We start from the raw sequence: 15876 nt of genomic DNA, 5'->3' as shown, positions 1-15876 counted from the left end.
TCTGGTGGCTGCGGGCTTTTTCATTCGTTTATTTTACCAGATGCCGCCACTGAAGTTTTTTTGACCTGAATCCTTACGATGGGTTTTCCATTAGCTCACAGGTAATCCTTAAGATTTCTGTTCCGGTTGTATTTTTTCTAACCTTTGTCGCCAAGCAAAAGGAGAGTAACTTCGCCAAATTACTTTCTGGTGGAATGGACATTAGAAATGCCATATTTTGTGCTAGGACAAACTTGTTTAATTTCATTGGGATATTTTCCTCAGAGTCTACTTTCAGTTTATACTATAACCGCCAGACGGAGAAAACTATACCAATGAATTGGAAACCGTTAAAGATGGGGGGCAGCGATAATTGATGATTATTTGTCTCGACGTTCTTTGAGTTTCTGCAATTCCTGAATAATAATCTGGTCTGTGGCTTTGTTTTGCTATGTAGGGTTAAGTTTCGTTCCTAGAGACAAACCTACCAGATATTAATCTGTAGAGCTTTCCGAAACCGCTCCTGCTTTTCGATGCACGGATGTTTCCGAAACCAGATGGGAAATTTTGCCGTTACCATCATCTGGTTCTGATACATCCATACTTTTGGGGATAGCAGCAAGTTGGATACCCTCAGAGTTGAACCTTTCCCGAATCATGCGGATCGCGTCTGAATGGACTGTCCAAAAATCCTCTTTTTTCACCCACCCATCGGCCTTCACACTGATGTAATAGTCTTCAATGCTCCACACTTGGGTACTGGGGGCTGGATTTGCCAAAACTTTGGGGTGCGATTTCAGAATTTCTACGAGCAATTGCTCCACCTTCGCCAAGTCTTCGTCAAAGCTAATCCGCAAGCAGTGTGTAAATTTGCGAGTTTCATCGTGACTCAGGTTTTCGATAGTGTCGCCCCAAACCGTGTTGTTGGGAACGTTAAACATCTGACCGTCAAGACCTTTAATTTTCGTGTTAGCTAAGGTGATGGACTCTACCCATCCCCAAAGTTCGCCGAGTTTGATTTCGTCACCGACATCGAAGGGCTTGTAAGCCATAATCATCAAGCCGCTGGCGATGTTACCCAGGTTGCTTTGCAGGGCGAAGGCCAAAATGAAACTCAAACCCCCAACCAGAGCTAAAACTGGACCGAGGCTGACTTCCAGGGCTGTCAGAGCCAGCAGAAACCCGATAACAACCCCGCCCCGCTTGACAAGCATCACGATAAATTTGCGCATGATTCTCGATGTGCCGCCGAATAACGAAAGCAGTTGGTTGAGGATGGCGCCGAGGATTTGAGAGACAATGACGGAAACAATCACAATCCCGACGAACTTCCCTGTATTGCCCGCCCAGCGCAGTCCACCTTCTTCAGCTTTGGCCCAAGCCAGAAGTCGCACGCCCAAACCTTGGGTATCTTTGGTATCCACGTCGATACTCATAACTGCTTTAGTGTACTGGCGGTAGGGCTTGGGATCGCCACCTTTTTTCTCCAGTTCTTCTAAGATGACGTTAAACCGATCGTCGATCGCCGTTAGCTGCGACTGGAGTTCGGTAACAGTGACTACGAGTTGGTTCTTTGCCTTGGACTCCGCATCGGTACTCTTTTGCAAATTTTCGGTGGTTGTTTTGAGTTCCTGTTGTTTTTGTTGGAGGTTCTGTTGGTTGTTGACGACTCCGGGCTCCCCAGCAACTTTCTCCTCCCCGTTGTTTTTAATTTCGGTGTTTTTGAGGGCGGCTGTGGCGCTGTCTCGCTCTTGGGACGATTGCCCTGTTGCACCAGCCCCAAGCTCTTTGAGCATTTGTTTGAGGGCTTCGTGTGCTTTTTCTAGCTGCTGGGTGGCTTGCTCGGATTCCGGGGAATCGGGCTTGGCACCAGTTTGAGCTTTTTGGGCATCCTCGAATGCTTTGAGCGCTGCTTCTAGTTTTTCGATGGTTTTGGTCGCCTCTTGATAAGCTGGAGATCCAGAAACGGTTCGATCGCGATCGGCTTTTGTTTTATCGAGAGTTTCTTTGGCTGTTTCTATGTCGCCCGTTTTTTGAGCTTTTTCCAGCGTCTTATTTGATGTCTCGTCTTGTTTTAATTCGGCTTTGGTTGTTTTCGATTTCTCGACTGCTAACTGGGCTTTTTTGAGGCTTTCTTTGGCTTGTTCTACTTTTTTCGTCCCTTCTTGATACTCGGGCGAACCAGGGGCAGCACCTTTTTGAGCTGTCTCGGCTGCTTCGAGGGCTTTTTTGGCTTGTTCTAGGGCATCCGTACCTTCTTGTTGTTGGCTGATGGCTTGATTCTGGCGTTTGATGGTAACTTCAGCCTCGCTGATTTCCTGGGCTTTTTTTTGGAGTACCAGCATCCACGCTGCTGCTTCGTTTCCAAGTTCTTCGAGAGTGAGCGGCTTAACGAGGATTTTCAGTTCATCAACGGGAATATTCAGAGCTTTGGTAGTAGTTGCTGCTTTGGGGTCTGGTGGTTTCTCTGGTTTAACTTGTTCCACCTTTTCCTTTGGAGTGTTAGCATCGGGAGCTGGCTCTTGCTCTTGCGAGCGCACGGGAGTCGTCCATACTACGCCAACACAAACGACTGCTGTCAGGATAATTGCTCGAATTTTATAACGCGACATTTGCTACATTCTCCAGATTTTTATATCTAACAAGTTGATTGCAAAACTAGGTTTTTTAAGCTCGAAATTGACGGAATGTGGAGTAACTGAATCTGTAAATTGCTCCTTTATTGAACTTGGAGCAGAGAGAATTTTTGTAAATTTTCTCTGCTCCATTAGTATCAATTCCGGGCGATCGCCACTTATGCTCCAACTGGGGATGCAGCCGCAGAGACGACGTTCAGGTTGGCAACCAACCCATACGTCGATACGTACTCTTCTAATTCTGCTAAATCAACAGTGCCATTTTTATCGCTGTCAAGAATGTTGAAAAGATAATCAGTGACGTAGCTTCTGACTTCTTCAGAGCTGCGTTCGCCTGTTGTCATATCTTCGATCAGCCCTAACAACTCCGTAATTTCGGCCCGATCGAGCGACTTACTTCCATCCGTATCCAATTGCAGGAACAGCTTTTTGATATCTTCGGTTGCCACTCTCGAAGAACGCAGTGTTTCTCTCAGTATGTCATTGCCAAATGAATTCATGAACAATATCTGTTCGATGAGCGGGATGCAGAAAAAGCCCAGCGATGCCCAAAAAACTGCATACTTCACCTCCGAAGTAGTTGCACTAACACCGATAAAAAGAGCTGCCCAAAGGAAAAAGTTGGGATTCACAAGCAGGATATAAGCATCCCGAGCTTCTGCCTTGCTTAGCTTGCCTTTTGTAAACACTGAGGTTAATGTAGCTGCTACGCGCATTGAGACAAAGACTAAAGTTGCAATTGCCAGTTGTTGCAGACAAGCTAGCGATCGCGCTGTATCCGTTGAGGAAAATATATCGCTGAGGAATGTTGCAGGAGTAAACTGAAACCCGGTTGCCAAAGCCATTAATGCAACAGCAAGCACGCCGATAAATTTCCAGTTCTTACTGTGGTGGTTTGATTCAACCGGGGATTTGTCGCGCCAAAATTGGGCGATCGCTCCGGGTATTGCCAGACCTAGAATTAGAATGACACCGAAAAAGATCAGGCTGTCAACGTTAATCGGTAAATTGGCAACCTTCAATGTAGCCAGAAGCGCCAGCGGAGCAACGATCGATAGGGTTCTTGACAAGAGAGCCGACGGATAAAGATTGCCGCCCCAAAGCACGGATAAAACTGGGGAAGTCAGGGCTGGCGGAACCATCCAAAACAGCACCCACAAAACTTTGTACAAATCCGCTTCGCTCTGATACAAAAATCCAGAAAATATTAAAAATAGCCCAACTGCCCACCGCACTGCCATCCACCCGTAAACTAGATACTTCACAGTTGAAGTTACTTTGCGTTTACTCGCTGCAAAGTCAATGTCTAGGTAGGTATAAAACGTTGAAGCGGCAAGACACGCAACAATTATCGATCGAAATAGCGGTGACGGAATCCCTCCTGCTCCGGCGGTGATTGCCCCTACCAAACTTCCCAGCAAAAAGGCGGCGGCATAGATCAAAATCGCCCACATAATTGAAAGGTCGTTAATCTCTTTCCGCAGGGAAGCGGCACCGCCGGATTCCTTATCGCGAAACTTGACCAGATCCACACCGCTGAGAGCTTTACCGTTGGGGAGTTTCAGGTGTTTATAAGCTGTCGGTGGCAAACCGCTTAAATAAAGGGCTAAAGGCTCTAATACATATTGGTGGCACACTACTAGAACTGTTTCTCCCCGTTCCAAGTGGGGTACAACTTTGTCCTCGTAGAAATTGGCGGCGCGAGCGTAAACTTGGGCAATCTTTTCGCCAGCGGGGGGTGCTTCGTTGTGCGAGTGCAACATTTCCTCGAAGCCTTCGTAGCCCAGGGCTAGACGCAGCAGATTTAGGTTGCGCCCCGCAAAAATGCCAAAGGATTTCTCGCTAATTCGATGGTCGATTTGAACGGGGGTATCGGGCGACTTTAGTGCCTGACTTTCAGCAAGGGCGATTTCACAGGTTTGGCGCGCGCGTCTCATGTGAGAGACATATACTGCGTCAAACTTTGTACCTTTTTTCTTGAGGTCAACACCTGCACGGCGTGCCTGCAACCGGCCAAATGATGTGAGGTCAACATCCAGAACTCCCGCAAAAATGTTGCGTTCATTACTGGTACTTTCACCGTGGCGTATAAAGTAGACACGTCCTAGCTCTTCTGCATTGAATTCTTTTTGTGAAGCGACAGAAGTTGCTGTAGTTCCATCGTGGGATTTACCTGGAACTTCGATCGATCCATTGTCGCTACTTTCTACCGGGTCATCTAAGTTTCTAGTGTTCATGATTTACTTTCACTACGCCTTAAACATGATTCAGATTGTCTAACGTTGAACTTTCAGACTTTCAACTCAAACGAGTTAACGACCAAAAGCACTCTACCACGCAACCACGGTCATAGACCGTGCCGGTCATAATACTTTGCACTCGAAGACCGTGCTTTTTGTCCAGCAAAATTTCTGGTAAAATCACCTGAAGTAAAAAAAATCTAAGTAGTCCACTTTCTCGCGGTTTACCAGAAAAGGGAGAGCTATGCTAAAGATTAAATGTACTCGGGTTGATATCAAAGTTTTTCATGATTGCGAGAGTGCGGGCTGTTTTGAATTCCTAGTCTGAAACCCTTGATTTTCGGTTGATCGATCGTGCGATCGTTAGCGCCACCCTCCTAATGTTCGCCCTGCAACCCTTCTTCTACAGTGGATTATCAAAAACTGTCGGAAGTGTTGTGATTAGCGATTTCCTGAAAGCCCATTCCCGCGTGCGACTGAATACTAGATATTTTCTCGTACTCACCAAACTTAAATTTGATAAAAAGGTTGTCAAAAATCGTCAAACAAAAGTGTTTTTCCTCGAAGTATTACGCAGATTTTTTGGGGTTTAAAACAGCAAAATCGGACTGAATCGCGACAAATCCTAGGACTCATAAACAAGATTTAGTTTCTCTTGTGACTTTAAAGTTTGAGAGATTTAACTCTGAGCGGTTAACGACAAAAAACACTCTGCTGCGAAAGCACTTTCTTTGACCGTGCTGATTATAGTCTGACTTTAACCCTCGGAGTGTAGCAATACTAACTAATTGATGCAGGAGCGATCGCACAACTGACAACATCAAGAACACCCAAATCTTCAAAGGCTCTGAGACAAAATTTAAGATAAAAAAAGCCCAGCTCGCTCTTTCCCTCGCAAACCAAAAGATTCTTGAGATGGACAGCAGCTTAAGAGCGAGTTTAGGGGATCGATCGCCCATCTAGCCAATAACTTTTGTGAAAAACCCGCCCGACACTTCGATAAATATCAATTTTGCACCTGCATGAGAGCCAAAAAGATTATGCTAGAATCCATCAATACGTAGTCGTAGGTTGGGCACAGACCGAGAAGAGCAATCTTCTTGCAGTCTAGGGGAGGTTGTAGGTCAGCCACCATTTGGGTCTTCCCAGTTGAAAGCCACCTGCAACAGCAGCCTAGAATCTGCAACCGCTTTTCCAGTGCGACCTGGCGGTTGGGGAGTGTCACGCTAGAATAAGCAGTACGAGTAGGGACACGGCAATGCCCTGTCCCTACAAGAACAAAAACGCTCCTTAAGTGCGAGCGTGACCTCGAAACGGGCACACAGCAGCAGGTGATGGGAATAAATCATGTTTGAACGCTTCACAGAAAAAGCAATAAAAGTAATCATGTTGGCCCAGGAAGAAGCTCGCCGCCTGGGTCACAACTTCGTAGGGACAGAACAGATCCTCCTGGGTCTGATCGGTGAAGGAACCGGGGTGGCAGCGAAAGTCCTCAAATCAATGGGGGTCAACCTCAAAGACGCTCGGATTGAGGTAGAAAAAATCATCGGGCGCGGTTCCGGCTTCGTAGCAGTCGAAATTCCGTTCACCCCCCGCGCCAAGCGGGTTCTAGAACTATCCCTCGAAGAAGCTCGCCAACTCGGACACAACTACATCGGCACCGAACACCTGCTGCTGGGCCTGATCCGCGAAGGTGAAGGAGTAGCGGCCAGAGTCTTAGAAAACCTGGGAGTAGACTTGTCGAAAGTCCGCACCCAAGTAATTCGGATGCTGGGAGAAACCGCAGAAGTCGCAGCCACCGGCGGCGGTGCCCGCACCAAAACCCCAACCCTGGATGAATTCGGCGCCAACCTGACTCAAATGGCCGTCGATGGTAAGCTTGACCCAGTAGTCGGACGCCAAAAAGAAATCGAACGGGTAATTCAAATCCTCGGTCGCCGCACCAAAAATAACCCGGTGCTAATCGGCGAACCCGGAGTCGGTAAAACCGCGATCGCCGAAGGTCTGGCCCAGCGCATCGCTAACAACGACATCCCAGATATCCTCGAAGAAAAGCGCGTCGTTACCCTCGACATCGGCTTGCTCGTCGCCGGGACCAAATACCGGGGCGAATTTGAAGAACGCCTCAAAAAAATCATGGACGAAATCCGCACAGCGGGTAACGTGATTTTGGTGATTGACGAAGTGCACACTTTGATCGGTGCAGGTGCGGCTGAAGGGGCGATCGACGCAGCGAACATCCTCAAGCCGGCTCTGGCAAGAGGCGAACTCCAATGTATCGGCGCTACGACCCTCGACGAGTACCGCAAGCACATCGAGCGCGATGCAGCCTTAGAGCGGCGCTTCCAGCCAGTGATGGTCGGCGAACCGACCGTTGACGAGACGATCGAGATTCTATTCGGTCTGCGGGAACGCTACGAACAGCACCACAAGCTGAAAATTTTGGACACGGCCCTGGAAGCCGCAGCCAAACTCTCTCACCGGTACATCTCCGATCGCTTCCTCCCAGACAAAGCAATTGACTTGGTAGACGAAGCAGGTTCGAGAGTCCGCCTGATCAACTCCCAACTGCCCCCAGCAGCCAAAGAACTTGACAAAGAACTGCGCCAAGTCCTCAAAGATAAAGACGAAGCAGTGCGTTCTCAAGACTTTGACAAAGCCGGCGAATTGCGCGATCGGGAAATGACCATCAAAGCCGAAATTCGCGCTATTTCCCAAGCCAAAAAAACCGACTCGGCCCGCACCGGCGAAACCGACCCGTCGCCAGTAGTCACCGAAGAAGATATCGCTCAAATCGTGGCAAGCTGGACGGGCGTCCCGGTCAACAAACTGACCGAATCCGAATCCGAAAAGCTGATGCACATGGAAGATACCTTGCACCAGCGCTTGATCGGGCAGGAAGAAGCAGTGAAAGCCGTTTCCCGCGCCATCCGCCGCGCTCGCGTCGGCTTGAAAAATCCCAATCGCCCGATCGCCAGTTTCATCTTCTCCGGGCCCACCGGCGTCGGCAAAACCGAACTCACCAAAGCCTTAGCCGGCTACTTCTTCGGTTCCGAAGACGCGATGATTCGGCTGGATATGTCGGAGTACATGGAACGGCACACCGTCTCCAAACTCATCGGTTCTCCTCCCGGCTACGTCGGCTACAACGAAGGCGGCCAACTCACAGAAGCAGTCCGCCGCCGTCCTTACACCGTCGTGCTGTTCGACGAAATCGAAAAAGCCCACCCCGATGTCTTCAATATGCTCCTGCAAATATTGGAAGACGGCCGCTTAACCGATGCCAAAGGTCGCACCGTAGACTTCAAAAACACGCTGCTGATTATGACCTCCAACATCGGGTCTAAGGTCATCGCAACAGGCGGCGGCGGCCTCGGCTTCGAGTTCAGCGAAAACCAAACCGATGCCAATTACAACCGCATTCGCTCCTTGGTTAACGAAGAACTCAAAAACTACTTCCGCCCAGAATTCCTCAACCGACTTGACGAAATAATCGTCTTCCGCCAGTTGAACAGGGAAGAAGTCAAGGAAATCGCCGTCATCATGCTCAAAGAAGTGTTCGGCCGCTTGACAGAACAAGGAATCACGATGGAAGTCACTGAACGGTTCAAAGAACGGCTGATAGAAGAAGGCTACAACCCCAGCTACGGAGCCAGACCCCTGCGCCGCGCCATCATGCGGTTGTTGGAAGACAGCTTGGCTGAGGAAATCCTTTCTGGCCGCATCAAAGACGGCGACACCGCTGTTGTGGATGTGGGCGAGGACGGAATTGTCAAGGTGCTGCAAGGTCAAAAGCGGGAATTGCTGCCCCAAGGCGCTGAGTAAGATTGAGCAAGTGCGATCGCGAGTAAAGTTTTGAAATAACAAATCTTGCAGTCGCAAACAACTCAAAATCCTCACATAAAAAAGGTAGAGAATTTTAATTCTCTGCCTTTTTTATGAGTTAAAATCAAGAGAATGCACGCTTACTGTTTGGAGTATCTTCGTCTCAAAAAACATAAGACAGATAAACTCGGTTTCTGTAGGAGTGGCATCAAGAGTGCTCGCCCGCGATCGGGTTTATGAATACCCAAACAAAGTTTTACGTTTAATTAGAACGAGCTACTTCAATGGCAATTAGATAATTAGCAGCAACTAGATAGCGAGGACTTTTATGACATCTGAAGAAAAGAATTTGGGTACAGAAGTAGCAGGAAACCTACCTGAACCGTGGTGGCAAAAAGCGTGGAAATCGCAGCGAGAAAATCTTCAGATTGTGATTATTGCTTTGGGTTTAGCAATAGTGATTCGAGCGTTGGTCGCCGAACCGCGCTTCATACCCTCAGATTCTATGGTACCGACTTTGCACGTAGGCGATCGCGTCGTAGTCGAAAAAATCTCCTACTACCTCGAACCTCCAAAAACTGGCGACATCGTAGTATTTGCCCCGCCCGAAAAGTTGCAAGAACAAGGCTTTACCCAAGACCAAGCATTCATCAAGCGGGTAATTGGCTTACCGGGTCAAACCGTCGCTGTTAAAAAAGGTCTAGTCTACCTCAACGACAAACCCATCGTCGAAAAATATATTGCTGAACCTCCTAAATACCAGTGGGGGCCCTATCGCGTCCCGGAAAATCAATACTTCGTGATGGGAGACAACCGCAACAACAGCAACGACTCCAGCAGGTGGGGATTTTTACCTAAGCAGAACATCATCGGTCGCGCTGTAGTGCGGTTTTGGCCTCTAGAACGTATCGGGGAAGTTTGAAGAAGTCAGTTGACAGTTGACTGTTGACTGTTGTCAGTTGACTGTTGACTGTTGTCATCGCAAGCCCCATGCCCCATGCCCCATGCCCCATGCCCCATGCCTTATCCTGTACGGAAATTTCTACTGATTCTTGTACCTTGAGGGGTAGGGACTTCCTCCGGCAACTGATAAAATAGTACAAAAAGCAGCGGGATTTCTCGCCTAGAGCAAAATCACTTCAATATTAAAAAATTAGGAAAGCTATGGGATTTTTTGATTCAGAAATTGTTCAGCAAGAAGCCAAGCTGTTGTTTGAAGACTATCAATCTCTCATCAAACTAGGCGGCAATTACGGCAAATTCGATCGCGAAGGCAAGAAAATGTTCATCGCTCAGATGGAATCAATGATGGAGCGCTACCGTATTTTTATGAAGCGCTTCGAGCTGTCTGAGGACTTCATGGCTCAGATGACTGTAGAGCAGTTAAAAACACAGCTCAATCAATTTGGCATCACGCCCCAGCAGATGTTTGAGCAAATGAACTCAACGCTGGAGCGGATGAAATCTGAACTGGAAAAGCAATCTTAAGGTCAGATGAAGAAGGAAGTTCGGCAACGGATTCGCTTGCGCGAGATGTAACGGATGGAAGGAAGAAGGAAGAAGCAAGAAGGAAGAGGGAAGAAGGAAGAAAAAGAAAGTATTCCCAATGCCCAATGCCCAATGCCCAATGCCCAATGCCCAATGCCCAATGCCCAATGCCCAATGCCCAAGAATTAAGGCCGCTCAAAATTTGAAGCAGGTTTGAAACTTTCTGCGGGAACGCCCTGCAAAGCTTGGCTCATAAAATCGCGCCAAACAGGGGCGACAATTGTACCGCCAGTAGCACCGTAGCTCATCGGTGTGTAATCGTCGTTGCCCATCCAAACAGCCACGGACAACTGGGGCACGTAACCCACAAACCAGATATCCCGTTCTGAGGAAGTTGTACCCGTTTTCCCAGCAGCCGGCCGCCCGAGTTGGGCCGCCCTTGCCGTTCCGTTGTTAATTACCCCTTGGAGGGCGCTGTTGACAGATGCCGCAGCCCAGGCGTTAAGAACTAATTTGGGTTTGGGTGTATTGTCGAGCAAGACGTTGCCGCTGCTGTCAGTGACTTGCACGATAAACGTGGTGTCAGAATGCCAGCCGTTGTTGGCGAAGGTAGCAAAAGCTCCGGCCATTTCTAAAGGAGTCAGGTCAACTGCACCCAAGGGTAAAGAAACCACGGGTTCCATCGGACTTCTGATGCCGAGCACCCGGCAAATCTCAATCACTTTATTCAATCCGACTTCTTGACCGAGCTTGATGGCGGGAATGTTCAGCGATACTTCCAAAGCTCTGCGGATGCTGACGGCACCGGAGAAGCCGCCGCCGTAGTTTTGAGGGTAGTAGTAGCCGTCGCCGTCGCGGTATCCGACAGGAGAGTCGTAGACAACGGAATCGGGGCTGTATTTGCCGCTAGCAAAGGCAGCGTAGTAGATGAAAGGCTTAAAAGAAGATCCGGGCTGGCGGCGTGCTTGAATGGCCCGGTTGAACTGACTCTTTTTGTAATCGACGCCGCCCACCATTGCTTTGACGAAGTGGGTGCGGGGATCGACGGCTGCTAGGGCAATTTGACCTTGGTCGCGATCGTAAAACAGCCCTTGGTAATAAAGCCGATCGTGCCACGCTTTGACGGTTTCTTCGGCTATGCGCTGCATTTTGAGGTCGATCGTGGTTTGAACGCGCATTCCTCCCTTGAGCACGGCATCTCGCCCGAAACGCCGTGTCAGCTCCTGGACTACAGCTTGTGTTACGTAAGGAACTTGAGAGCTGCCAAAAGAGGTAATTTGGCCTAGCTTAATTTTTTGCGATCGGGCGGCAGTCTCTTGGGCCGGCGTAATCCATTTGAGATCCTTCATGCGGGTTAAAACGATTTCCTGCCGCTCTTTTGCCAACTTGTAATTGACGAAAGGACTGTATTCTTCGGGGGCGGAAATTAAGCCGGCTAGCATCGCTGCTTCTGAAAGAGTCAAACTATTTGCTGACTTGTTGAAATAGCTTCTTGAGGCTGTCTCTACGCCGTACAAGTTGTGACCCAAGTAAATCTGATTCAGGTACAGTTGCAGAATTTGGTCTTTGTTGAGAATTTGCTCCAAGCGGATAGACATTACTGCTTCAGCTATCTTGCGGCTGAATTTTGACTGGGGAGATAGAAACAGGTTCTTGACTAGCTGCATAGTCATAGTCGAACCGCCTTCAACGGTTCTACCTTTCTCTAGGTTGACTATGAGAGCTCGGGCTATCCCGCCGGGGTTGATGCCTTTGTGGGTGAAGAAGTTGCTATCTTCGATCGCCAGAACGGCCCGTTTTAGGTTCGGGGAGATTTTGTCAAGGGGTACGACATCCCGGTTGGCTTCGTCGTGGATGCTGGCTAGGGGCTTGCCGTTGATGTCGTAAATGTGGGTAGTTTCTGTGGGAGAGTAGGTTTGCAAGATGCGAACATCTGGCAAATTGCGGAAGCTGATCGCTAAGCCAACCAGTCCGCCAGCGACTACGGAACTGGCAAGCATTGTCATGCTGAGTATGGTTCCGGCGGTCACTTTACTGACTGACTGAACAAACTCGAATACAGGGGCTGAGTTTTCCGTATTTTTGCGGACTGCGTTGGTTGACACGTGGATTTCACTTCCTCAATCGATTTAGGGCTTAAGACTTTTAATTTTAGATGGGAACCCTAGAGGCTGTCAGCTAATGAAAGCCGGTCAGCTTTGGGATTATAGTAGCTTGTTGACGTACTCCCCGGCATAAATGCACATGGATTCTCCAAGGATGTTACAAGGCAGACTGAAGCCGTGCCTCTCCACCGCAACTTCGCTGCTTCGTTGACTCTTAACTAGACTGTTCCCAGTCCCCGTCAGACCGTCTCCACAGGCAATTTGAGCCACGCTGCGTCCCAGCGCAGAGATTCCGCGATTGCGGATCACTTGTGCGGCCGCTACATCTCGATGAGTCGTGTAACCGCATTCAGGGCAGGAATGAACTCTGTCCTTTAATTCTTTTTTTCCGCTATGCGTATCGCATTGAGGACAAACTTGCGAGGTGTAGTCTTTGTTAACCCTGTCAAAGTAAACGCCACGCTTCCAACACACCCATTCCAGGATTGAAACAAATTGCCCCAATCCAGCATCTAAGGTATGTTTACCCAGCATTCCTTTCGCCCAGACTCGAAAGTCGATATCTTCGACAAACATCATCCCAGCATCTTCACAAAGCGAGTGTGCTAGTTTGAAATGCCAGTCTTTTCGAGTATCGGCAATGCGTTGATGCAATCGTGCAATTTGCCGATTTAATTTGTGCCGATTGCTGGAGCCTTTTTGCTTTTGCTTCAATCTGCGTTGCAGCAATGTCAGCTTGCGGTGCAGCGAATCTAAGAATCGAGGACGTTCAATCAACGCGCCATTGGAGGTGGCAACAAACTTGTCTAGACCTAAATCCAATCCCACTGGATAACCCGATGGTAAAACATCGGGCACATTCACGTCACATTCTAGTGTCAATATCACAAAATACCCGGAAGCCTTGCGAACAATCCGAGCTTGTTTAACTAAAAAACCGTCGGGAATCTTGCGTGACTTGACATACTCTAACCACCCCAACTGCGGCAACTTGATTTGATTGTCCTTCAGGAATTGAGCTTTACCCAGTTGCGGGTAAACGAATGACCGAATTTTGTACCGATTTTTGAATCGGGGAAACCCCATTCCTTTGCGCTTCATATCAATGAATGCTGTTTCAAGTTTTCTCAGAACTTGTTGCAGCACTTGGGCGTTAACAGTTTTCAGTTCTGCATACTGCTCTTTGGCAAGTGTTAAAGACTTGGCTTGAGCATTGTAGTTTGGGTAGAGTTCATTAGCTGGAATGATGTACTCAGAGATGATTGAACAAGCATTCACCGGACACTTGCGAGAATTAATCCAGTCTTTGCGCTCACGCAGAGCAAAATTCCACACTTTTCGGCACAAGTCTAGGGTGTGTTCTATTAGCCGAATCTGCTCATTTGTGGGCATTGCTTTGTACTCGTAAGTCAGGGTTAACAGGGTTCAATCACCTCCTTCTACAAAATTGTACATTATCTTGTAGGATTATTTCAAAAGCTGGTGACTGGCAGCTTAAAAGCTGCTGCTGCTTTTCATCCCCAGCTTGAAAGACCGGGGTTCACACGGCTTCACGCTATAGTTATGTTTTTATGCGTCAACCAGTGAGTGTAACTAATTCTGCTGCACTTTGGCAAAATATGATGATGGACGATCGCTCCCCGATGATAACTCCTAACCTTTCAGCGCTTTACCGCGGCGTCAGCGAGATTTTTCCCGATCGACCTGATTCTAGCAACCCTGACGAAAATTTAGCCCAACTGCTGGCAAAAGTCGATCGACCGTTGCGCGTCAAACTGGGAATTGACCCGACAGGGAGTGACATTCACTTGGGTCACAGCATTTGCGTCCGCAAGCTGCGAGCTTTTCAGGATGCCGGTCACACAGCCGTACTGCTGATCGGAGATTTTACCGCAAGAATTGGCGATCCGACAGGGAAGTCGGAGATGCGCAGCCAGTTGACGGCCGAACAAGTGGCGGAAAATGCCAAGACTTATTTAGACCAAGTGCGTCCGATTTTAGATTTTGACACACCCGGACGTTTGGAAATTCGCTACAACTCCGAGTGGTTGTCGAAATTGGACTTGGCGAAGATTTTGGAACTGCTGGGGACGATGACGGTGCAGCAGATGCTCGCTAAAGAGGGATTTGATAACAGGATGCAGCAGGAAAATGCAATTTATCTGCACGAGTTTCTGTATCCGCTGATGCAGGGTTACGATTCGGTGGCTTTGGAAGCGGATGTTGAATTGGGGGGAACCGACCAAAAGTTTAATATTGCGGTGGGGAGAGATTTGCAGCGACATTTTGGGATGAAGCCGCAGTTTGGTTTGCTGATGCCGATTTTGATCGGGACTGACGGCGTACAAAAGATGTCGAAATCTTTGAGCAATTATGTGGGTTTGTCGGAAGACCCGCTGACGATGTATTCTAAGTTGGAGAAAATTGCTGATAGTTCGATCGCCCAATATTTTGAACTATTGACAGATTTGCCGCTTGATGAATTGCCAGAAAATCCGCGAGAAAAACAGAAACTTTTGGCTGTGGATGTGGTGCGCCAGTATCGGGGGAAGGAAGCAGCATATCGCGCACAACAAGATGCAATTGCGCTGGTTAAAGGTGCTGCGGGACAAGCTGATGCTGTGGCGGAGTTTTCTTTGGCAAACGTGCAGTTTCCGGCTAAGTTGTTTTATATTCTGAGTGCTAGCGGGCTTTGTAAAAGCAGCGGTGATGCGCGGAAGTTGATGCAGGGCGGCGGGGTGAAGTTGGAGGGCGATCGAGTTTCTGATGTTAATCTTACTTTTGAATCACCTGTTGATTTATGCGGTAAGGTTTTGCAGGTTGGGAAGAATAAGTTTGTTCGATTGGTGTCTTGAGTCTATTTTTTTACCGCCGATAAACGCAGATGAACGCTGATAATAGAATTATTGTTGCTTTGGATGTTTCGAGTCAAGAAGAGGCGATCGCGCTTCTGGACAAACTCCCGCAAGTATCTTTCTGGAAAGTGGGTTTGGAACTGTTTGTGAGCTCCGGGCCGGGGATTTTGGAAATTTTAAAACAGCGGGAAAAGCGGATTTTTCTCGATTTGAAGTTCCACGATATCCCGAATACTGTGGCTGGTGCTTGTCGGGCTGCTGCTAAGTACAATGTGGATTTATTGACTATCCATTCTACTTGCGGTAAAGATGCTTTGAAAGCGGCACAGTTGGCTTTGACTGAAGGGGCGGCGGCTGTGGATCAACCGAGTCCTAAGTTGATTGCAATTACGCTGTTAACGAGTTTGAATTCGCGACAGTTGGCTTTTGAGTTGAAAATACCTTTGGAGTTGCCGGAATATGCTTTGCACATGGCATTGTTGGCTAAGGAAACGGGTTTAGCTGGTGCTGTTTGTTCTCCGCAAGAGGTGGAACAGTTAAGAATGAGTTGCGGGGATGATTTTCTGTTAGTTTGTCCCGGTGTGCGTCCGAAATGGGCCGATGGGGGCGATCAAAAAAGAGCGATGACTCCGAAGGCTGCTTTGAAAGCAGGTGCGGATTATCTGGTGATTGGGCGGCCGATTACTGCTGCGCCCGATCCGGTGGCGGCTTTTGCGCGTATTTGTGAAGAGTTGGGATAAAAATAGGA

At 48.4% G+C, this 15876-nt stretch carries 9 protein-coding genes; 5 read left to right on the top strand and 4 right to left on the bottom strand.

Translation table 11 applies throughout. From position 1 onward, the window contains the following. Positions 1 to 473: 473 nt before the first annotated feature. Positions 474 to 2591: a mechanosensitive ion channel family protein gene (locus QUA02_RS01880; RefSeq protein ID WP_333024841.1), complete on the bottom strand. Its 2118-nt coding sequence runs from the start codon at positions 2589 to 2591 to the stop codon at positions 474 to 476. Positions 2592 to 2773: 182 nt separating this feature from the next. Then, complete coding sequence (locus QUA02_RS01875) at positions 2774 to 4852, bottom strand: histidine phosphatase family protein (protein WP_333024840.1); 2079 nt, start codon at positions 4850 to 4852, stop codon at positions 2774 to 2776. A 1350-nt stretch (positions 4853 to 6202) separates the two neighbouring features. Between QUA02_RS01875 and QUA02_RS01870 the strand changes: the two genes are divergently transcribed. The 3 genes from QUA02_RS01870 (at position 6203) to QUA02_RS01860 (ending at position 10168) form a co-directional block, all read left to right on the top strand. Next, entirely contained in the window at positions 6203 to 8680 is a 2478-nt protein-coding gene (locus QUA02_RS01870; protein WP_333024839.1) for an ATP-dependent Clp protease ATP-binding subunit, read from the top strand. A gap of 328 nt (positions 8681 to 9008) precedes the next feature. Continuing rightward, complete coding sequence (gene lepB, locus QUA02_RS01865; protein WP_333024837.1) at positions 9009 to 9602, top strand: signal peptidase I; 594 nt, start codon at positions 9009 to 9011, stop codon at positions 9600 to 9602. Positions 9603 to 9844: 242 nt separating this feature from the next. Continuing rightward, positions 9845 to 10168 carry a DUF1825 family protein gene (locus tag QUA02_RS01860; RefSeq protein ID WP_006632589.1) on the top strand — a complete coding sequence of 108 codons (324 nt, stop codon included), beginning with the start codon at positions 9845 to 9847 and terminating at the stop codon, positions 10166 to 10168. Positions 10169 to 10353: 185 nt separating this feature from the next. Here the strand turns inward: QUA02_RS01860 and QUA02_RS01855 are convergent, their stop codons facing one another. Then, the gene (locus QUA02_RS01855; RefSeq protein ID WP_333024835.1) at positions 10354 to 12273 is read right to left on the bottom strand and encodes a transglycosylase domain-containing protein; all 1920 of its coding nucleotides are present in this window, start codon (positions 12271 to 12273) and stop codon (positions 10354 to 10356) included. 99 nt (positions 12274 to 12372) lie between these two features. After that, complete coding sequence (locus QUA02_RS01850) at positions 12373 to 13686, bottom strand: RNA-guided endonuclease InsQ/TnpB family protein (protein ID WP_445305107.1); 1314 nt, start codon at positions 13684 to 13686, stop codon at positions 12373 to 12375. A gap of 209 nt (positions 13687 to 13895) precedes the next feature. On the opposite strand from QUA02_RS01850, the gene tyrS reads away from it, so the two are divergent. Further along, on the top strand, positions 13896 to 15128 hold the full coding sequence (gene tyrS, locus QUA02_RS01845; RefSeq protein ID WP_333024849.1) for a tyrosine--tRNA ligase: 1233 nt from the start codon (positions 13896 to 13898) through the stop codon (positions 15126 to 15128). 29 nt (positions 15129 to 15157) lie between these two features. Continuing rightward, a complete protein-coding gene (gene pyrF, locus QUA02_RS01840; RefSeq protein ID WP_333024834.1) occupies positions 15158 to 15868 on the top strand; it encodes an orotidine-5'-phosphate decarboxylase in 711 nt (236 codons plus the stop codon). Positions 15869 to 15876: the final 8 nt, after the last annotated feature.

It is taken from the genome of Microcoleus pseudofavosus SVA1_A4 (genome assembly GCF_036700565.1).
GTDB lineage: Bacteria > Cyanobacteriota > Cyanobacteriia > Cyanobacteriales > Microcoleaceae > Microcoleus.
Note: the sequence above shows the minus strand (reverse complement) of the source record. Positions and strands in the feature narration are given on the sequence as shown.

Bases quoted from the DNA above. Each gene is read 5' to 3' on its own strand.
- QUA02_RS01880 (WP_333024841.1), bottom strand. From the start codon at position 2,591: ATGTCGCGTTATAAAATTCGAGCAATTATCCTGACAGCAGTCGTTTGT.
- QUA02_RS01875 (WP_333024840.1), bottom strand. From the start codon at position 4,852: ATGAACACTAGAAACTTAGATGACCCGGTAGAAAGTAGCGACAATGGA.
- QUA02_RS01870 (WP_333024839.1), top strand. From the start codon at position 6,203: ATGTTTGAACGCTTCACAGAAAAAGCAATAAAAGTAATCATGTTGGCC.
- lepB (WP_333024837.1), top strand. From the start codon at position 9,009: ATGACATCTGAAGAAAAGAATTTGGGTACAGAAGTAGCAGGAAACCTA.
- QUA02_RS01860 (WP_006632589.1), top strand. From the start codon at position 9,845: ATGGGATTTTTTGATTCAGAAATTGTTCAGCAAGAAGCCAAGCTGTTG.
- tyrS (WP_333024849.1), top strand. From the start codon at position 13,896: ATGATGGACGATCGCTCCCCGATGATAACTCCTAACCTTTCAGCGCTT.
- pyrF (WP_333024834.1), top strand. From the start codon at position 15,158: ATGAACGCTGATAATAGAATTATTGTTGCTTTGGATGTTTCGAGTCAA.